At 45.2% G+C, this 17,991-nt stretch carries 9 protein-coding genes and 9 tRNA genes; 16 read left to right on the top strand and 2 right to left on the bottom strand.

The genetic code is table 11. The features are described 5' to 3' along the window. The first annotated feature begins 4 nt into the window (after nt 1-4). From pgsA to AACQ93_RS06715, 3 genes are all read left to right on the top strand, one after another. The gene (pgsA, locus tag AACQ93_RS06705) at nt 5-562 is read left to right on the top strand and encodes a CDP-diacylglycerol--glycerol-3-phosphate 3-phosphatidyltransferase (protein WP_064603085.1); all 558 of its coding nucleotides are present in this window, start codon (nt 5-7) and stop codon (nt 560-562) included. Between the two features lie 254 nt (nt 563-816). Then, nucleotides 817-890 (top strand) — tRNA-Cys (locus AACQ93_RS06710). A gap of 393 nt (nt 891-1,283) precedes the next feature. Beyond that, nucleotides 1,284-4,124 carry an FAD-binding and (Fe-S)-binding domain-containing protein gene (locus tag AACQ93_RS06715; RefSeq protein ID WP_064603088.1) on the top strand — a complete coding sequence of 947 codons (2,841 nt, stop codon included), beginning with the start codon at nt 1,284-1,286 and terminating at the stop codon, nt 4,122-4,124. Between the two features lie 90 nt (nt 4,125-4,214). On the opposite strand, the gene AACQ93_RS06720 is transcribed toward AACQ93_RS06715, so the two are convergent. Together AACQ93_RS06720 and AACQ93_RS06725 are read right to left on the bottom strand one after the other, a co-directional pair. Continuing rightward, nucleotides 4,215-5,117, bottom strand: coding sequence for a LysR family transcriptional regulator (locus AACQ93_RS06720; RefSeq protein ID WP_064603091.1), 903 nt, complete (start codon nt 5,115-5,117; stop codon nt 4,215-4,217). Between the two features lie 180 nt (nt 5,118-5,297). Then, nucleotides 5,298-6,320 (bottom strand): PTS sugar transporter subunit IIC, encoded by a 1,023-nt coding sequence (locus AACQ93_RS06725; protein ID WP_064603093.1) that lies wholly within the window; start codon nt 6,318-6,320, stop codon nt 5,298-5,300. A gap of 967 nt (nt 6,321-7,287) precedes the next feature. On the opposite strand from AACQ93_RS06725, the gene AACQ93_RS06730 reads away from it, so the two are divergent. From AACQ93_RS06730 to AACQ93_RS06790, 13 genes are all read left to right on the top strand, one after another. Continuing rightward, entirely contained in the window at nt 7,288-10,176 is a 2,889-nt protein-coding gene (locus tag AACQ93_RS06730; protein ID WP_064603096.1) for a pyridoxal phosphate-dependent class III aminotransferase, read from the top strand. 101 nt (nt 10,177-10,277) lie between these two features. After that, the gene (locus tag AACQ93_RS06735) at nt 10,278-11,522 is read left to right on the top strand and encodes a carboxynorspermidine synthase (protein WP_064606549.1); all 1,245 of its coding nucleotides are present in this window, start codon (nt 10,278-10,280) and stop codon (nt 11,520-11,522) included. Between the two features lie 179 nt (nt 11,523-11,701). Further along, nucleotides 11,702-12,835 carry a carboxynorspermidine decarboxylase gene (gene nspC, locus AACQ93_RS06740; protein ID WP_064603099.1) on the top strand — a complete coding sequence of 378 codons (1,134 nt, stop codon included), beginning with the start codon at nt 11,702-11,704 and terminating at the stop codon, nt 12,833-12,835. A 225-nt stretch (nt 12,836-13,060) separates the two neighbouring features. Next, nucleotides 13,061-13,134, top strand: a tRNA-Cys gene (locus AACQ93_RS06745). A gap of 20 nt (nt 13,135-13,154) precedes the next feature. Continuing rightward, a tRNA-Gly gene (locus AACQ93_RS06750) sits at nt 13,155-13,230 on the top strand. A 145-nt stretch (nt 13,231-13,375) separates the two neighbouring features. After that, nucleotides 13,376-13,462: transfer RNA gene (locus AACQ93_RS06755), tRNA-Leu, on the top strand. 11 nt (nt 13,463-13,473) lie between these two features. After that, nucleotides 13,474-13,549: transfer RNA gene (locus AACQ93_RS06760), tRNA-Gly, on the top strand. A 65-nt stretch (nt 13,550-13,614) separates the two neighbouring features. Next, a tRNA-Cys gene (locus tag AACQ93_RS06765) sits at nt 13,615-13,688 on the top strand. 261 nt (nt 13,689-13,949) lie between these two features. Next, nucleotides 13,950-14,023: transfer RNA gene (locus AACQ93_RS06770), tRNA-Cys, on the top strand. Between the two features lie 83 nt (nt 14,024-14,106). After that, nucleotides 14,107-14,193, top strand: a tRNA-Leu gene (locus AACQ93_RS06775). A 15-nt stretch (nt 14,194-14,208) separates the two neighbouring features. Beyond that, a tRNA-Cys gene (locus tag AACQ93_RS06780) sits at nt 14,209-14,282 on the top strand. 530 nt (nt 14,283-14,812) lie between these two features. After that, entirely contained in the window at nt 14,813-15,730 is a 918-nt protein-coding gene (locus AACQ93_RS06785; protein WP_064603102.1) for a GGDEF domain-containing protein, read from the top strand. Nucleotides 15,731-15,939: 209 nt separating this feature from the next. After that, on the top strand, nt 15,940-17,718 hold the full coding sequence (locus AACQ93_RS06790) for a diguanylate cyclase (protein ID WP_064603105.1): 1,779 nt from the start codon (nt 15,940-15,942) through the stop codon (nt 17,716-17,718). Nucleotides 17,719-17,991: the final 273 nt, after the last annotated feature.

Genomic DNA, 17,991 nt, shown 5'->3' on the forward strand with positions numbered 1-17,991 from the left:
AATTATGCGTTTAACGATTCCTAACATACTCAGCTTCATCCGCCTGTTGCTTATCCCATTTTTTGTGATCACTTTTTATCTGCCTTATGAGTGGGCGCCTTTTGCAACTGCGATGATCTTCTTTGGTGCCGGTGTAACAGACTGGTTCGATGGCTTCCTTGCTCGTAAATTAAATCAGACCACCCGTTTTGGTGCTTTCATTGATCCGGTTGCCGACAAGGTGATGGTTGCAACTGCGATGGTTTTGGTTGTCGAGCACTATCATTCAATTTGGGTAACAATCCCTGCTGTTACCATGATTAGCCGTGAGATTATTATTTCAGCACTTCGTGAGTGGATGGCAGAGCTAGGTAAGCGCTCTAGTGTTGCTGTTTCATGGGTTGGTAAAGTTAAAACTGCGTCTCAGATGTTTGCGTTGCTGGTTTTGTTGTGGCACCCGAATGAGTGGGTTGTATGGACTGGTTATGTCGCTCTTTATGTCGCGATGGTGCTGACATACTGGTCAATGTATATCTACCTGAAGGCAGCAAAAAATGATCTGCTGAACTCAGAAGATATTTGATCTCTTGTAAAAGAAATGTCGAAAGGCGGCTCAATGAGCCGCCTTTTTTTTGTTCACTCTATTTTGTCTATCGGCATAAGTGATGAGTTTCTTGGGGAATAAAAAGTACTTATTGGCTAATGTTTGATGTGGATGGTGAAATTTAAAGCGAACGATTGTTTTTTTTCATTTTTTCCGTGACACAGTGGGGAGTATCTGTAAAATGGCCGCCATACCGAACAGGGCATTGTCCCAAACGGTTAGTAATAAAAGATGGCGCGTTGGCAGAGTGGCTATGCAGCGGATTGCAAATCCGTGGACCTCGGTTCGACTCCGGGACGCGCCTCCATCTCTTTCAGGTTTCAACTAATCTGAATACGACAGGCCAGCTTATGCTGGTTTTTTTGTATCTGGCGTCCGCCAAAATCTCTTCTTTGAAATTCTCGTGGCCAATTATCTTTGGGGCTGTTCCTAAGTGCTCTTCATGTCACTTGTTTTTAAAACTCTGCTTTTAAGTCTTTGTTTTCTTTTTTGTCGTTTCTTTATCTTGTTTTAGTCTGGCGATTAGCCGGTGGGTGTATTTGGTAGATTGTTAAACCTTTTGCAACAAACAAGTGTATTGCTGGTGATATATTCACTAAAAGTGGCTCGGTAAAATAGCTGAATAACACTATCCGGCTAAATTTATAATTATCAGGTCCGGAAGAAATAAGATGAGCATACTGACCTACACGGAGACACAATGCAGCAGCCCTACATTGCATTGGTTGAGCAGCTGAAAGCTCAGATCGATGAAAAGCGAATTATTACTGACCCTACATTAACCCTGGCGTATGGCACTGATGCGAGTTTTTACCGCCTGGTTCCCAAACTGATCCTTCAACTGGATACACTGGACGAAGTCGTATTTGCGCTTAAAGCCTGTTATACGTCGAACATTCCGGTGACATTCCGTGCCGCCGGGACCAGCCTCTCCGGGCAGGCTCTGTCCGATTCTGTATTAATCACCCTGACTGATAATTGGCGTAACCATAAAATTCTTAATAATGGTGAACAGATTTGGCTACAGCCGGGAGTGATTGGATCTGACGCCAATAAATACCTTTCCTCGTACGGACGTAAAATCGGCCCGGATCCGGCTTCCATCAATACCTGTAAGATTGGCGGTATTGCAGCAAACAATGCATCAGGGATGTGTTGCGGTACTGCACAGAACAGCTATAAGACTCTGGCAGGAATGACGGTTGTGCTTGCTGACGGTACGGTGCTGGATACATTGGATCGCGACAGCGTCAGACGATTCAAACTGAGTCATTCGTTATTGCTTTCTGACTTATCTAAGTTGGCTGAAAGTTGTCGTAATAACCCGGAGCTAGCAGATAAGATCAGGCATAAGTACCGCCTGAAAAACACGACCGGCTATAGCCTAAACTCGTTGGTGGATTATGACGATCCGATTGAAATCCTTCAGCACCTGCTAATTGGCTCGGAAGGTACTCTCGGTTTTATTGCTGACATCACCTATAACACAGTGATTGATCATGCCTTCAAGGCTTCCGGGTTATTTGTTTTCACTGATATCGAGAAAACATGCCTTGCCGTCAGTGCGCTTAGTAAAACACAAGTCGCGGCTGTTGAGCTGATGGATAGCAGGGCGCTGGCATCAGTTGCCGATAAGCCGGGAATGCCGGATTTCATTGCCAGACTGGGTGAGGAAGGTAATACCGAAGCTGCGGCATTGTTGATTGAGCTGCATGGCGAAAATGAAGCAGACCTGTCTGCCCAGGCTGATTCAATTATGGCATTGATTGATGAGTTCACTCCGATGGAGCAGGTGTCCTTCAGTCGTGATGCGGGTGTTTGTGCTCAGTTATGGGGCATTCGTAAAGGCCTTTTCCCTGCGGTTGGTGCCGTTCGTGAAACCGGTACGACTGTCATCATCGAGGATGTGGCGTTCCCGATTGAACAACTGGCTCCGGCAGTTCGTGAACTGCAAGAGTTGTTTGTAAAGTACGACTATCACGAAGCTATTATTTTTGGTCATGCTCTGGCTGGGAACCTGCATTTCGTTTTCACACAAGCTTTTGATACAGAAAAAGAAGTGACACGTTACAGTGCCTTTATGGATGCCGTTGCTCAATTGGTTGCAGTGGATTACCAGGGGTCGTTGAAAGCAGAGCATGGTACTGGGCGCAATATGGCTCCTTTTGTGGAATTGGAGTGGGGTGCTGAAGGTTATGCTTTGATGCAGCAGATCAAGCATATTTTTGATGGAACAGGCATTCTGAATCCAGGGGTGATTCTCAATAATGATCATCAGGCTCATGTGAAAGACCTTAAAGCGATGCCTGCTGCGGATACTCTCATTGATAAATGTATTGAGTGTGGATTCTGTGAACCAGTTTGCCCTTCTCGGAATTTGTCTTTGACACCGCGCCAACGTAATACTGTTTATCGGGAAATCAGCAGATTGCGCAGAACCAATGAAGATCCGGCTCGTTTGGCGGAAATGGAAAAGACATTCCGTTATCAGGGGGTGGCTACTTGTGCGGCGACAGGTTTGTGTGCAGATCGCTGTCCGGTTGATATCAATACCGGTGACTTAATGCGGAAGCTGCGAGAAGATCATTCTGATATAGCTAAGAGTATTGCGCGCTGGACAGCAAATCACTTTGATGGCGTAACTGCCGCAACTCGTGTTGGCCTAAGTGTTGCCAATGGTATGCACGCAATGCTGGGTACGAAGAAGATGCGTACCCTGACAAAAGTGGCGCATAATCTGACAGCGCGTAAAGTCCCGTTATGGACACCGCACATGCCTAGGGCGGCAAAGAGCTTGAATAGAGAGAGCCTGACAATCCGCTCGGTCAGTAAAGAAAAGATTGTTTATTTCCCTAGTTGTGCTTCCCGCAATATGGGCACCGAGAAACAGGCAATGGATCCACGCCCGCTTGCTGATGTGACTATTTCGCTGTTGAAGAAAGCCGGATATGAGGTTGTGTTGCCGGACGACCTGAATAACCAGTGCTGTGGTATGCCATATAAAAGTAAGGGCTTTGTAGAGACCGCAGAAGATAAAGCAAAACAGTTGGAAGATGCTTTATGGCAGGCATCTGAACAAGGTTCATTACCGGTATTGATGGATACCAGTCCGTGTGCCAGCCTGAGTCGGGATAACCTGCAACGGGATCTGACAATCTATGAGCCATTCCAGTTTGTGGCTGAGTTTGTGATGCCGCGTTTGTCGATTACGCCGCAGGAAGAGCCGGTGATGCTTCACATTACGTGTACCTCCCGTCGTAAAGGGTTGGCTGATGTGATGAAGCGAGTAACAGAGGCGTGTGCGAAACAGGTTATCATTCCTGAAGATATTCAGTGTTGTGGTTTTGCCGGTGATAAGGGCTTTACCACGCCGGAACTGAATGCTTCTGCGCTGGCGCCACTGAAAGCACAGGTGCCTGAAAATTGTAAGGAAGGCTACTCAAATAGCAAAACCTGTGAGATTGGTTTATCTGAGCACAGCGGCATTGAGTATCGCTCAATTCTGTATTTGGTGGATAAGGTGAGTCAGGTACCAGCCTGATAATGATCTTGTTTATCTGAAATAAAAAACGTGGTCATTGTTGACCACGTTTTGTAGCTCATTTTTCTTTCTAGTTTCTAGTTTCTAGTTTCAGAATTTATCTTCATTGCTTCGGTAGCATTGGTATAAATGCTCAATAAATAGCTGCACCTTTTTCGGCTGGTGGCGGGTATAAGGGTAAATTGCATAGATACCCAGGCATTTGGCAACCTGATCCTCCAGTACTTCAACCAAGTTCCCGGACTTAAGATCGTCAGCAACTAACACTCTTGGTACATATACCAGCCCCTGACCAAACAGAGCCGCCTTACGTAAGGCTGATGCGTTATTCGTAGTGAAATTTCCTGCCACCCTGACAGTAAAGGGTTCTGATTTTCCTTTGAATAACCACTCATTAGCACCGGTTTCTTGGTAGCTGTAGGCAAGGCAATTGTGATTTACCAGATCTTTATAACTTTTCGGAGCCGGGCGTTTTTGGAAATAAGCCGGAGCCCCACAAATCACCCAGTGGACATCCAGCAGGCGACGGGCTATGTAACTAGAGTCAGGTAAAACGCCGGTTCGGATCGCTAAGTCGTAGCCCTCTTCAACGATGTCGACAAAACGGTTATCCAGATCCATTTGAATATTAATATCCGGGTACCTTTCGCTGAACTCAGCGATGGCCTGCGGCAGAATCAGTTCTCCTGAAATTGTCGGTACTGTAAGCCGAATGGTGCCGGAAAGGCTTTCACCTAAGCCGCTCAATTCTTCTTCTGCTTCCTGAACAGAAAGAAATATCTCCCGCGCATGACGATAAAAAATTTCGCCTGCTTCAGTCAGGGTCAGCTTTCGGGTTGTTCGATAGAGTAGTTGAACTCCGAGCTCTTGTTCCAGCCTAGTAATTCGTTTACTTACGACTGATTTTGTCAGCCCGACCTGTTCGGCAGCCTTACTGAAAGAGCCCTGCTCAATGAGGTGGTAGAAAATCAGAAAGTCATCAGTATTTCGCATTATTAGTATATTTTTTGCAACAGTTGTAGGGAGTGTTGTCATTATGGCAAATAAAACAGAGAAAGGCCGGATAAAAGTGAGGGCTTTTATGTGCCATAAGGATGTTTTGCTGTTCTTGTCACAGAAAAAAGGCTTACCAGCCAGGGTAAGCCTTTGTATAAGACATGTTGCAATTAACGATTAGCCATTTGCAAACTGCTGTAGTGGAATGCGTTCGGCAAGTAGGCGTTTGTAGATTTGGTTACCAATTACACCACCGATGATACCGGCGAATGCTGCAGCTATGGTTGCCATAAAGAGTGTCTGAGGTGCGTTAAAGGCAATAGAAGCCAGCAGGCCAGGGATTGGGGCAGCGCTTCCCGGTGCATCATTAACGATACCGAAGTAAGCCGCAATAGTACCTGCCAGTGCACCGCCGATGAAATTCGACATAAAGATTGGTACAGGGTTACGGGTAACGATATGAGCCTGAGTCAGGGGTTCCAGCATCACACTGATGGTGTTACTTGATTTGCCTAGCTTGAGTGTATGGAAGATATAGCCGTTGGTAAATGAGCCACCGACACAAGCTATCGCAGCGATCCCCATCGGCAGGCCGGTCAGACCCAGCATCGCTGTTAATGCCATAGAACTGAGCGGGGAAGTACAGACCATTTTCATCAAGCCGCCAAGCAGGAAGCCCATGACTAATGGTGAGAACATAGTGGCTTCGGTGATCATGTTAGCCAGGGTGCCCATCAGCACATCCAGAGCCGGGCTGATGAATATACCAACAAGGCGAGCCAGCGGTGCCAGAGTCAGTACACCGACAATTACGTCAACGCCTTCAGGGAGGTATTTCTTAAACAGTGGCGCGGCAAACGAGAACAGGTAGCCGACAATGAAGCCCTCAAGGATACCCAGTTTGGCCATTGCCAGGCCGGTAACAATCGCAAAGACTGGCTGAATCCCCATTCTTAGCATTACCAGTGTTGCTGCTGCGACACCGCCCATAGCCCCGACCATGTTACCGAAGTCGGCAAGGTATTCGATACCAAAGAGGTTACCCATCACGAACTTATGAATGGCTTCAACCAGAAACGTAGCGATTGCAGCATCAGCAAGGCCACTCATAGCAGCGCTGCCATTGGGGGCTTTAAAACTGAATAACGAGAACAAACATAGTGCTGCTAATAATGCAGCGATACCCAGAATAATTTCCATATTAATTCCTTATCGTGGTTAACGATGGCGATATCCGATGACGCCATAATGAGAGTAACTGTTGACTAAGAATGGATGCTGGCAGACGCCGAGGTGGAGATCCGGGATCGGGAATCGTAATGTTCAGGTGGGTGCGAAGTTTTGTTGGAGGTAAGTGGGCGATGATGCTGTACAGACCGTCAGCGAGCCGATTGACTCACAGATGGCGGAAGTCAGCTAACGTCGGGAACTTACCATATTGCAGGATGCGGTTGTTCATAATATACACCTTGGTCCTAATATGATTTATGTTTCACTTTATTTACGCTAACACAACATATCTGTATGTTATTTGAACTATTTCATGTTCTTTATGAAAGCTGATTTCTATCAATGGATCTTGCTCACAAAGAAAAAAATATGCACTTAATTTAGTGTTTTAGTCTTTGTTTTGACCAATAAAAGGAAAGTGAGCTAGCCTTAAAAATTACAGTTGTCATTAAAGCCAACAATGTGTTACTTTTCTGCGCAATCTCAGAGGGTGTTATTCTGAGGCACATGTGTTGCGATAAATTCGGGCTGATGTTATCGCAATGCGCCGTAGGTACTAACGAAAGAGTCGTTAGTAGAAGGGCATTAATAGAGTCGTTAATCCAAAAAGTGGTGACGGCATATTGAAGGAACCCAACAGTGAACATTCAATCAAAGAAAACCCAAGTCAGCTTTATCTTACCTAACTGCAGTATCATTACTGAGCCTTGATCTTCCCTTTCTAAGTCATTTCGGCGAAATGCTGGATCCCTGTTGTTATCAGTTTTATGGCTGATGATGTTGTGTATTTATCGTCAAGGATTTAACAACCCAAGCAAATTCAATGTGTAGTGCTTGCAACCTGTCAGTTAAACGTTTGGCTGATTGCAAGGATTGGTTTGTTGAAAGTTAGCCTTGCTTTATGCCATCAAAATGGCGGAAATCTTGGATTACACCTATGAGTAACGTGTTTGATTTAGAGGATATCAAGCTGGCCTCTAACGTACCGGTTGTACATGAACTGTATGACCTGACCCCGGATGAACTGCTTCTGAGCCAGGAACATTATGAATCAGAAGTGCGTTCTTATCCTCGCAGGCTACCTCTTGCAATCAAGAAAGCATCAGGCGTACTGGTAGAAGACAGTCGCGGCCAGGTTTTCCTGGACTGCCTGGCTGGTGCCGGGACTTTGGCATTGGGTTATAACCACCCTGAAATTAACCAGGCGATTATCGATCAGCTTAATCAGGGGCTGCCGTATCAGACTCTGGATATGACGACGCCAGCCAAAGATAAATTTATCAAGGAAGTGATGAACTTCCTTCCTGAAGAATTCGCTGCTAATGCGCGTATTCAGTTCTGTGGCCCTTCCGGTGCCGATGCGGTTGAAGCGGCAATAAAACTGGCCAAGCAGACAACCGGCCGTAATATCATGGCGGCGTTCCACGGTGCTTATCACGGTATGACTAACGGCACTATGGCCATGATGGGTAATCTGAATACAAAAGCCCGTCGTCAGGGGCTGATGGCGGATGTCCATTTCTTGCCTTTCCCGTACAGACTGCGTTGTCCGTTTGGCTTGAAAGGTGATGAAGGGGCTAAACAGAGTATTCGTTATATCGAACGTATGCTGAGCGATGATGAAAGTGGTGTTCAGAAACCTGCAGCTATCATTGTTGAACCAGTACAGGGTGAGGGCGGTGTAATTCCGGCCCCTGCATTTTGGCTACGAGAGTTGCGGCGAATCACTAAAGAACATGGCATTTTACTGATTTTTGATGAAATTCAGTGTGGTATCGGTAAAACCGGTTATCGATTTGCATTTGAAGAATCAGGTGTAACTCCGGATATTCTGTGTTTGTCCAAAGCCGTCGGTGGTGGTTTGCCGATGTCGATTCTTGTTTTCGATAAATCAATTGATACCTGGCGTCCGGGTGAGCACACAGGCACATTCCGTGGCAATCAGCTGGCGATGGCAACCGGTGCTAAAGCATTGGAAATTATTCGTCGTGATGGACTGGTTGAACATGCTCGTAAAGCAGGTCAGTACCTGCGAGAAGGTTTAGAGCGTATTGCCGGATACACAGATTGTATCGGCGAAGTGCGCGGTAAAGGCCTGATGCTTGGCGTTGAAATTGTTAAGCCTGGCGGTAAGAAAAACAAATTTGGTGAACCAGAAGCCGATCCTGAGTTGACCTTGAACATTCAGCGTGCCGCACTGGAGCGTGGCCTGATCGTTGAAAAAGGTGGTCGTCAGGGTTCAGTTATTCGCTTCCTTCCACCATTGATAATTAGCTATGAGCAAATTGATTTTGCCCTCGATGCTATCAGCAAGGCAATTCTGGCGACTGCTGGCATGGCAAAAGAGGCTGAAGCGACAGTCGGTTCTGAACAGGAACAGTGGCGTTCATACTTCATTCACACCGGTGAAGGTGGTGCAGATAGTTTCGAAGCTGCGCTGAACAAATCGACTCAGGTTCTTAAGCAAGTTTTTGAAACAACAGATGCGCCATATTCAGGCCTGGAGCCGGAAGTGCTTAAGCAGCGCATTAACGAAATCAAGCTTGATGACCAACAGTTGCCGCTTGAGACTGTGATTGAGCAGGCAGGTGAGCTGATTGCTAAGAACTCAATTATGGTTCAGCACCCGAACTGCATTGCACACTTGCATACTCCGCCATTGCTTCCGGCAGTCGCGGCTGAATCTTTCATCTGCTCCCTGAACCAGTCCATGGATTCATGGGATCAGGCAAGTGCTGCAACTTATGTAGAGCAGAAAGTAATTGACTGGTTGTGCGGTGTTTACAATCTTGGCAGTCAATCTGACGGTATATTTACCAGCGGTGGTACGCAAAGTAACCAGATGGGGCTTTTGCTGGCGCGTGATTGGGCGGCCGATACGATGTCCGGTCACAATATCCAGAAAAACGGTCTGCCTGAATATGCCGGTAAGCTGCGTATCCTTTGTTCGAAGAAGTCGCATTTCACCGTACAGAAAACTGCATCACTGATGGGGTTGGGTGAGCATGCTGTTGTCTGTGTGGATAACAACCAGGACGGCACTATCAAGCTACCATCACTTATTTCAACGGTTGAATCCCTTAAGCAGGAAGGCCTGTTGCCGTTTGCCCTTGTTGGTACGGCCGGTACGACGGATCACGGTGCTATTGACGATCTTAATGCGCTGGCTGATATCGCTAAGCAGCACAAGCTTTGGCTTCATGTCGATGGCGCATACGGTGGTGCCTTGATCCTGAGCCGTCATAAAACACGCCTGAACGGTATAGAGCGGGCAGATTCACTGAGTGTGGACTTCCATAAGTTGTTCTATCAGCCAATCAGTTGTGGTGCAGTACTACTGAAGGACAAAACCAACTTTAAGTACCTGCTTCACCATGCAGATTACCTAAACCGTGAAGACGATCTGCTGCCGAATTTGGTTGATAAGTCAATTGCGACAACTAAGCGATTTGATGCGCTGAAAGTGCTGATGACAATGCAGTGTGTGGGCACTCAGGCTCTGGGTTCTATGTATGACCATCTGTTAAGTCAGACTCAGAGTGTCGCGGATTTGGTGAACCAGTCTGCTGATTTTGAGCTGCTGGCATCACCTTCGCTGTCGACTGTTTTGTTCCGTCATATCGGTTGTGAGCCGGTAGATGTTGATCAGCTGAACAAACAGCTTCGCTTGGAAGCGCTGGTGAAAGGGGTTGCGGTTCTGGGTGAAACGGTTGTGGACGGTAAGGTTGCACTGAAGTTCACCATTCTGAATCCGTGCCTGACAATGGCAGACTTTGAATCACTGCTGAATCAAATTAATCAGCTTGCCCGTTCATTGGCGAGCTAACGGTAACCAAACTAAAAGTAATGTAATTAGTGCTGTTCGGCCTTGCGATTATCCGGGCCAAACAGCACGAGAATCAGATTATTAAGGGAAGAAATTTAACTATGGCTATTCTACAAATCGGTGCTGGTGGTGTTGGCTGGGTTATTGCGCATAAGGCAGCTCAGAACAATGATGTATTGGGTGATATTACCATTGCATCTCGTACTGTTTCTAAGTGTGAGAGTATCATTGAATCCATCAAGAAGATGGAAAATATGAAAGATCCATCTAAGAAACTGGAAGCTCGCGCAGTAAATGCTGATGACGTTGATGCACTGGTTGCACTGATTAAAGAAGTCCAGCCTGATCTGGTTATCAACGCTGGCCCTCCATGGGTAAACATGACCATCATGGAAGCCTGTTACCAAGCTAAAGTGTCATACCTTGATACATCAGTGGCTGTTGATCTGTGCTCAGAAGGCCAGCAGGTACCGCAAGCATACGACTGGCAGTGGGGTTACCGTGAGAAGTTCAAAGAAGCGGGTATCACGGCTATTCTTGGCGCAGGTTTCGATCCGGGCGTAGTGAGTGTATTTGCTGCTTACGCTGTTAAGCACTTGTTCGATGAAATTGACACGATTGATGTCATGGACGTAAACGCCGGAGATCACGGTAAGAAGTTCGCTACTAACTTCGACCCTGAAACCAACATGCTTGAAATCCAGGGCGACTCATTCTACTGGGAAGAAGGTGAGTGGAAGCAGGTTCCGTGTCACACCCGTATGATGGAGTTCGATTTCCCGCTGGTAGGTTCCCACAAAGTTTACTCAATGGCGCATGATGAAGTTCGTTCTATGAAAGAATTCATCCCTGCGAAGCGAATCGAATTTTGGATGGGCTTCGGTGATCGTTACCTGAACTACTTTAACTGCATGCGTGATATCGGTCTGCTAAGCCCGGATCCGGTAACGCTTCAGGATGGTACAGTTGTTGAACCGCTGAAAGTACTGAAAGCACTTCTGCCTGACCCGACTTCTCTGGCTCCGGGCTACACAGGTAAAACCTGCATCGGTACCTGGGTTCAGGGTAAGAAAGACGGCAAAGAGCGCAGCGTATTTATCTACAACAACGCCGATCATCAGGTCGCTTACAAAGATGTAGAACATCAGGCTATTTCTTACACCACAGGTGTACCGGCAATTACAGCAGCGCTACAGTACTTCCGTGGTAAGTGGGCTGAAGCAGGCGTATACAATATGGAACAGCTGGACCCGGATCCGTTCCTGGAAACAATGCCAGAGATCGGCTTGGACTGGCATGTTCAGGAGCTGGAAGTTGGGCAGCCTGCAATCAACATCCTCAAGTAAGTTTTCACACTTGCTATTTCGGGCCATGGCGTTGTCGGAAGTGCTCATTTATGAATATAAACTCCGCCCTTCCTCCTAGCCCTGACCCGAAATTTCTGCGTGTGAGAAGCTTTCTTTTCGTCAATTAGTGAATATATCAAGCCGATGTCAGTTGTGGCATCGGCTTATTGGTAATTAAGATGCAGAAACAAGATTTGAAAACACCTTTCTTCATGATTGATGAAGAAAAGCTGATTGCGAACCTTGAGAAGGCGAAGCGCCTGAAAGAGCTGTCCGGGGTTAAGCTGGTACTGGCCCTGAAATGCTTTTCGACCTGGGGTGTGTTCGACATCATCAAACCGTATCTGGACGGTACAACCAGCAGTGGTCCTTATGAAGTAAAGCTGGGTTATGAAACTTTTGGTGGTGAAACCCATGCTTACAGCGTGGGTTACAGCGAAGATGACGTCAGAGAAGTAGCTGATATTTGCGATAAGATGATTTTCAACTCGCAAAGTCAGCTGTCGGCCTATCGTCACCTTGTGGAAGGTAAGGCTTCGCTTGGCCTTCGCCTGAACCCTGGTGTGAGCTATGCCGGTCAGGACCTGGCGAATCCTGCTCGTCAATACTCTCGGTTGGGCGTACAGATGGATCATATTGATCCGTCCATATTCGATAATCTGAATGGTGCTATGTTCCACATGAATTGTGAGAACAAAGATGTAGATGCCTTTATTGCATTACTTGACTCGATTTCAGAAAATTTTGGTCAGCATCTGGATAAGCTGGAGTGGGTAAGCCTCGGTGGTGGCGTATTCTTCACTTGGCCGGGTTACGATATCGAGAAACTGGCTCTTGCCCTGAAAAGCTTCTCCGAGAGACATGGCGTTCAGCTTTACCTTGAGCCGGGAGAGGCGATCATTACCAAGACCACTGATTTGGTTGTAACAGTTGTTGATATCGTAGAAAACGAAATGAAAACGGCGATTGTAGACAGCGCAACAGAGGCTCATCGCCTCGATACGCTGATTTATGATGAGCCCGCTTCTGTTGCTGAAGCGAGTGAGAACGGTGAACATACCTATGTGATTGGAAGCTGTTCATGCCTTGCCGGAGATCAGTTTTGTGTGACGCAATTTGACCAGCCATTGGCGATTGGTCAGCGTCTGCATATTCTGGATAGTGCTGGTTACACTATGGTGAAGCTGAACTGGTTTAACGGCCTGAAGATGCCTTCGATATACTGCCAGCGTCAAAATGGTGATATTGAGAAGCTCAATGAGTTTGGCTACGAAGATTTCAAGCGTTCACTTTCGCAGTGGAGTGTGAGTTAATCAGGTAAGCTTGAACCAGATGAGTGAATAAGGCCGTGTAATGCGGCCTTCTTTGTTTTTTAATGACGGTGTTGATTTAATCGATTTTGGCGCTATTTTTATTAATCTGTGCTGATTTTTGACCAGTTAAAGAAAAAACAACAATTTTTCATTGACTCATTATTTAAAATCAGTAAATTACACCTCGTACCACAGCGGAGTGTTCCAAAGTGGTTTGAAAATTAAGGCGCGTTGGCAGAGTGGCTATGCAGCGGATTGCAAATCCGTGGACCTCGGTTCGACTCCGGGACGCGCCTCCATTCTCTCTGTAGAATGAAATGCGACACTAGCTCAGCTGGTAGAGCGCAACCTTGCCAAGGTTGAGGTCACGAGTTCGAACCTCGTGTGTCGCTCCAATTTAAAGGTGATGTGGTAAACATACGAGGAACCTCGTGTACCAAGCTGGCCGCGTCACTCCAATTAAAAAGATATGGCTCTATAGCGGTATCAAAGATGGTGTTTAACTGTTTCAGTTTAATGGCATCGCAAAAGAATTTGCGTGCCCTGGTGGTGGAATTGGTAGACACAAGGGATTTAAAATCCCTCGACGTTCGCGTTGTGCCGGTTCAAGTCCGGCCCGGGGCACCATCTCAAACTATGCGACACTAGCTCAGTTGGTAGAGCGCAACCTTGCCAAGGTTGAGGTCACGAGTTCGAACCTCGTGTGTCGCTCCAGTTTTAAAGTGATGTGGTAAGCACACGATGAACCTCGTGTAGTCGACCGCGTTGCTCCAAAATTTGGCGCGTTGGCAGAGTGGCTATGCAGCGGATTGCAAATCCGTGGACCTCGGTTCGACTCCGGGACGCGCCTCCATCATTATCAAAAAACCAGCGAAAGCTGGTTTTTTTGTATCTGCAGTTTTGTGTATTTCCCTTTTTAACTCCCGTTATTACTCGTTGCTTTTTCTGAGTTCAAGGTTTTTAATTTGAACAAAAATGAAGTTTGCCCGAAGGGGAATTAATCGGTGTGAACTGTTTTTAAGCATTTGAGTTAAATGCAAAAAAATATTGTTGACTCATTTTCAGAATCCAGTAAAGTACGCCTCGTTCTCACGGGGAAGCTCGTGAACATAAAGGCGCGTTGGCAGAGTGGCTATGCAGCGGATTGCAAATCCGTGGACCTCGGTTCGACTCCGGGACGCGCCTCCATACATAAATGATATGGCTCTATAGCGGTATCAAAGATGGTGTTTAACTGTTTCAGTTTAATGGCATTGCAAAAGAATTTGCGTGCCCTGGTGGTGGAATTGGTAGACACAAGGGATTTAAAATCCCTCGACGTTCGCGTTGTGCCGGTTCAAGTCCGGCCCGGGGCACCATCTCAAACAATCTAAGGCGCGTTGGCAGAGTGGCTATGCAGCGGATTGCAAATCCGTGGACCTCGGTTCGACTCCGGGACGCGCCTCCATCATTATCAAAATAACCAGCGAAAGCTGGTTTTTTTGTGTCTGAATTTTAATGTAGTGAGCAGTTAAGTTGGTTACTTTAAAGCAAATTAAAAGCTGTATATGAATACTAACTAATATAGGTTGTATCTTAGAAAGAGAATTTTCCTATAGTAGGTTGTCTGTTGGTATATGACTTTTTTTAACTAATACTGTTAAAGCAAGATAGTTATAACCTTCGATTTATTAGCAAGCCCATATCGAAATTCAATTACTTAACAGTCTTGTTGTTATAAGCAGCAAGTGTCAATCACGCAGATGTATAATCCGAATACGCTTATAGCCGTAATTAAAGTGCATGCGACCTTATTTTTTGTCTGAAATTTATCTGCTATTAGTAATGTAATAATTTGAATTGTAAATATTTTTATAATGATCAGTTTTTTGTTTCGTCCTTAAAGAACAGAGCTGTTATTCCCATCAATGTTATTGATAATTATATATGTTATATTCGTTTGGTAATATTAATAGTTGATTTCGGAACCAATGCTTAGTGGTTGAATTATTTAAATACAAGTTTCAGTTAGGTTGTCTTGCCATTCTTTTGCCTTTGCTTGTTGCTGTAGTAATCATCTATCCAACAACAGAGCCATTGATTCTGGCTGATCTGCTTTTCGATGGCGGTATGGCGCTGTGCTGCTTGTATTTGATGTTTAATATTGAAGAGCTAAAAGAGTCTCGTGAGATATACCGCATCCTGTTAGCTGCTTCGACGATGATGTTTGTGGCTAATTTCTGGGACTTTGCTGATGAATTGACCAATGTGCTTGATTCTAAGGATATTATTGAAGATATATTAAAAGCAGCTGGCTTTTTATTGTTTCTGTTTGGTTGCTCGCAATGGGTTAAGTTTCATAAAAAGCAGTGTGAGTTAATGAGCAGGCTTGCAGAGACAGATCCTTTGACAGGTGTGTTAAATCGTAGGGCTTTGACTATGAGGGCGGATTCACTTTTAAGTGGTCCTGTTCCTGAAAATACGATTGTCAGTGTGATCATCTTTGATATAGACCACTTTAAACAAGTTAATGACAGCTTCGGACATCAGGTCGGTGATATCGTCTTGGTGGAGATTGCTACTGCGGTGAAGTCGGTAATTCGTAAAAATGATTATTTAGCGCGCCTTGGTGGCGAAGAGTTTGTTTTATTTTTGTACGACACCGATCTTCATGGTGTTAAACAGGTCGCGGAGAAAATTCGAAACTGTATAGAGCAACTGACCATTTCACATGATGGAAATGAAATAACCTGTTCCGTCAGCTTAGGATTGGCAACTAGTTGTAACCCTTTACCTGGTGTTTTGGAAGAGCTGATAGGCCAGGCAGATAATGCACTTTATGAAGCTAAGAGTAATGGTCGAAATTGCTGGCGTGTAGCTGATGAGTGTCATAAACCGCAAGAAGTACAGATATAAAGCGAAGTGTTACTATTCTTGTAAGTAGTTAATAATAATGTGTTTTTGAAACTGTATTGTAAAAACCATCTCTTATCTTTTCTGTTATCTAAAATCAACCCGGCATATAGGGACAGGACATTAAGCTATGATGATTTACATCAATTTATTGATAGGTCGAATCATTAATATTATGCCGACCTGAGTCCGTTACAATTGAGGCCTTTCTGATGAAGGGGCTAGATAAAGAAATCGAAAAATATGATACAAACCATGCTATTGAAATAGCTCCCCGCGTCTGGTGGGTAGGGCATGTCCAGGATGACGACCCTTTTCAATGTCACGTGTATCTTATTGAGCAGGGTGACGAGTCTGTTTTAATCGATCCCGGCTCAAAGCTCACTTTTGCTAATACGCTTCGTAAGATTAATGAAGTTATACCATTCACATCAATAAAGTATTTTATTTGCCAACACCAGGACCCTGATATAACAGGTGCTATCCCCCTCATAGAGCAACTGCTTTGCCGAAAAGATGCTGTCATTGTTACTCACTGGCGTACCAAAATGCTGCTGAAGCACTATGGTTTTGATATTCCTTTTTGGCTTATTGAAGAGCATGACTGGCAATTACCGCTTGCTGATAGAACGTTAAACTTCTGTTTTACACCTTATGCTCACTTCCCTGGTGCTTTTACGACTTTTGATCCTCTGTCCGGTGTGATGTTCTCCAGTGATTTATTCGGTGGGCTGACAGATGAATTTGCTTTATTTGCGGAGGATGAATCCTATCTGGAAGCCATGAAGCCTTTCCATCAGCACTATATTCCCAGCAATGACATTTTGCAGTATGTATTGAGTGAGATTGAGCAGTATCCGATGCAGATGATAGCCCCGCAGCACGGGTCGATTATCAGAAAGCCGCTTATTCCGTATATGATTGATGGCCTGAAGTCTCTTGATTGCGGTTTATATCTGTTACTGCGTGGAACAACGGATTTCACCAAACTGGCGAAGTTTAATGAAACCCTGAAGAATATCACTAAGACTATGACGATCTACCGTGACTTCAGGGAGATAGCCAGCGCATTATTTAAGTTGATCCGTGATGAAATCGCTGTTTCTGATCTCGACTTTTATGTCCAGGATAATGATGGCGAAATGCTGTATTTTTCGGAAAAAAATCATTATCGCGGAAATATCATTACTGAGCTTCCGGAAACAGTATCTAAAGCATTCCAATCTTGTCCTGTTGAAGAGAACGATCATCATCGCGGAAGTTATGAACTTAAGCGAGAAACCATAGATGGTGCATTATTTGAGAGCCTGCTCATACCATTGCTGCTTCCTGATAAGGGGACAGCTCAGGCTGTTATCATGCTGAAGTTGGAAAATATTAACAGCGATCGGGAAAAGATTGAGCGTGTTGTCGAGCAAATGTACCTGCCTTTGCAAATATCAATTGAGCGGGAAATGATCTACCGTGAAATGGAAAAAGAACGGGAAAAGATTTATCAGCGTTCTGTTCGTGATCCGTTGACCAATTTATACACTCGCATATACATGAAAGATGTGGTCCAGAAGTTACTGGATCAACAGGACAGAGATAACGTATCCGATACTGTTGCTATCATGATTGATGTCGATTACTTCAAAAGTATCAATGACACATATGGGCATAACCAGGGAGACATCGTACTCCAGACTATTGCGGCCTCATTGCAGGAGCATTGTAGCAGCACAGATATCCCAATCCGCCTCGGTGGAGAAGAGTTTGTCATTTTTTCCCGAAATAATAGTGATAATGCATGGCATGTTGCTGAGAAAATCCGAAGTCATATTGAAAGCCTGCAATGGACCGGGGTTTTGGCAGCTTCATCAGTAACGGCAAGTTTTGGCATTGCTTACCGGCAACATGGTGAGCCTCTGGATGCTTTCATTTCTCGCGCTGACGAAGCTCTTTATCGGGCTAAGCGTCAGGGGCGTAATCAGATTTGTATTTATCTCTGATGGAAAATCCGGATCCGTTTTGGTTCTAAATTAACCTGTCGGATTCGGATAACACCTTCTTCTATTTTATTTATTTCGATATTTCCAAGCTTATGCCACTGTTTTACTCATATATTTGTTTTTCTGAAAGCAAATATAAGAACGCCATTCTCAATAATCAGAATTGATTCAAACTTGATTGCACTATCTTACTTGTACTTTCTTGTCATAGGAAAATTGCAAATTGCACTGTTTTGTTATGCCCAATGGCATTGTTGTTTATAAATAGGCTGC

It is taken from the genome of Photobacterium sp. J15 (assembly GCF_963870815.1).
Classification (GTDB): Bacteria; Pseudomonadota; Gammaproteobacteria; order Enterobacterales; family Vibrionaceae; genus Photobacterium; species Photobacterium marinum.

Coding starts and splice junctions, on each gene's coding strand:
- AACQ93_RS06730 (WP_064603096.1), top strand. CDS start 7,288: ATGAGTAACGTGTTTGATTTAGAGGATATCAAGCTGGCCTCTAACGTA.
- AACQ93_RS06735 (WP_064606549.1), top strand. CDS start 10,278: ATGGCTATTCTACAAATCGGTGCTGGTGGTGTTGGCTGGGTTATTGCG.
- AACQ93_RS06725 (WP_064603093.1), bottom strand. CDS start 6,320: ATGGAAATTATTCTGGGTATCGCTGCATTATTAGCAGCACTATGTTTG.
- AACQ93_RS06790 (WP_064603105.1), top strand. CDS start 15,940: ATGAAGGGGCTAGATAAAGAAATCGAAAAATATGATACAAACCATGCT.
- AACQ93_RS06715 (WP_064603088.1), top strand. CDS start 1,284: ATGCAGCAGCCCTACATTGCATTGGTTGAGCAGCTGAAAGCTCAGATC.
- nspC (WP_064603099.1), top strand. CDS start 11,702: ATGCAGAAACAAGATTTGAAAACACCTTTCTTCATGATTGATGAAGAA.
- AACQ93_RS06720 (WP_064603091.1), bottom strand. CDS start 5,117: ATGCGAAATACTGATGACTTTCTGATTTTCTACCACCTCATTGAGCAG.
- pgsA (WP_064603085.1), top strand. CDS start 5: ATGCGTTTAACGATTCCTAACATACTCAGCTTCATCCGCCTGTTGCTT.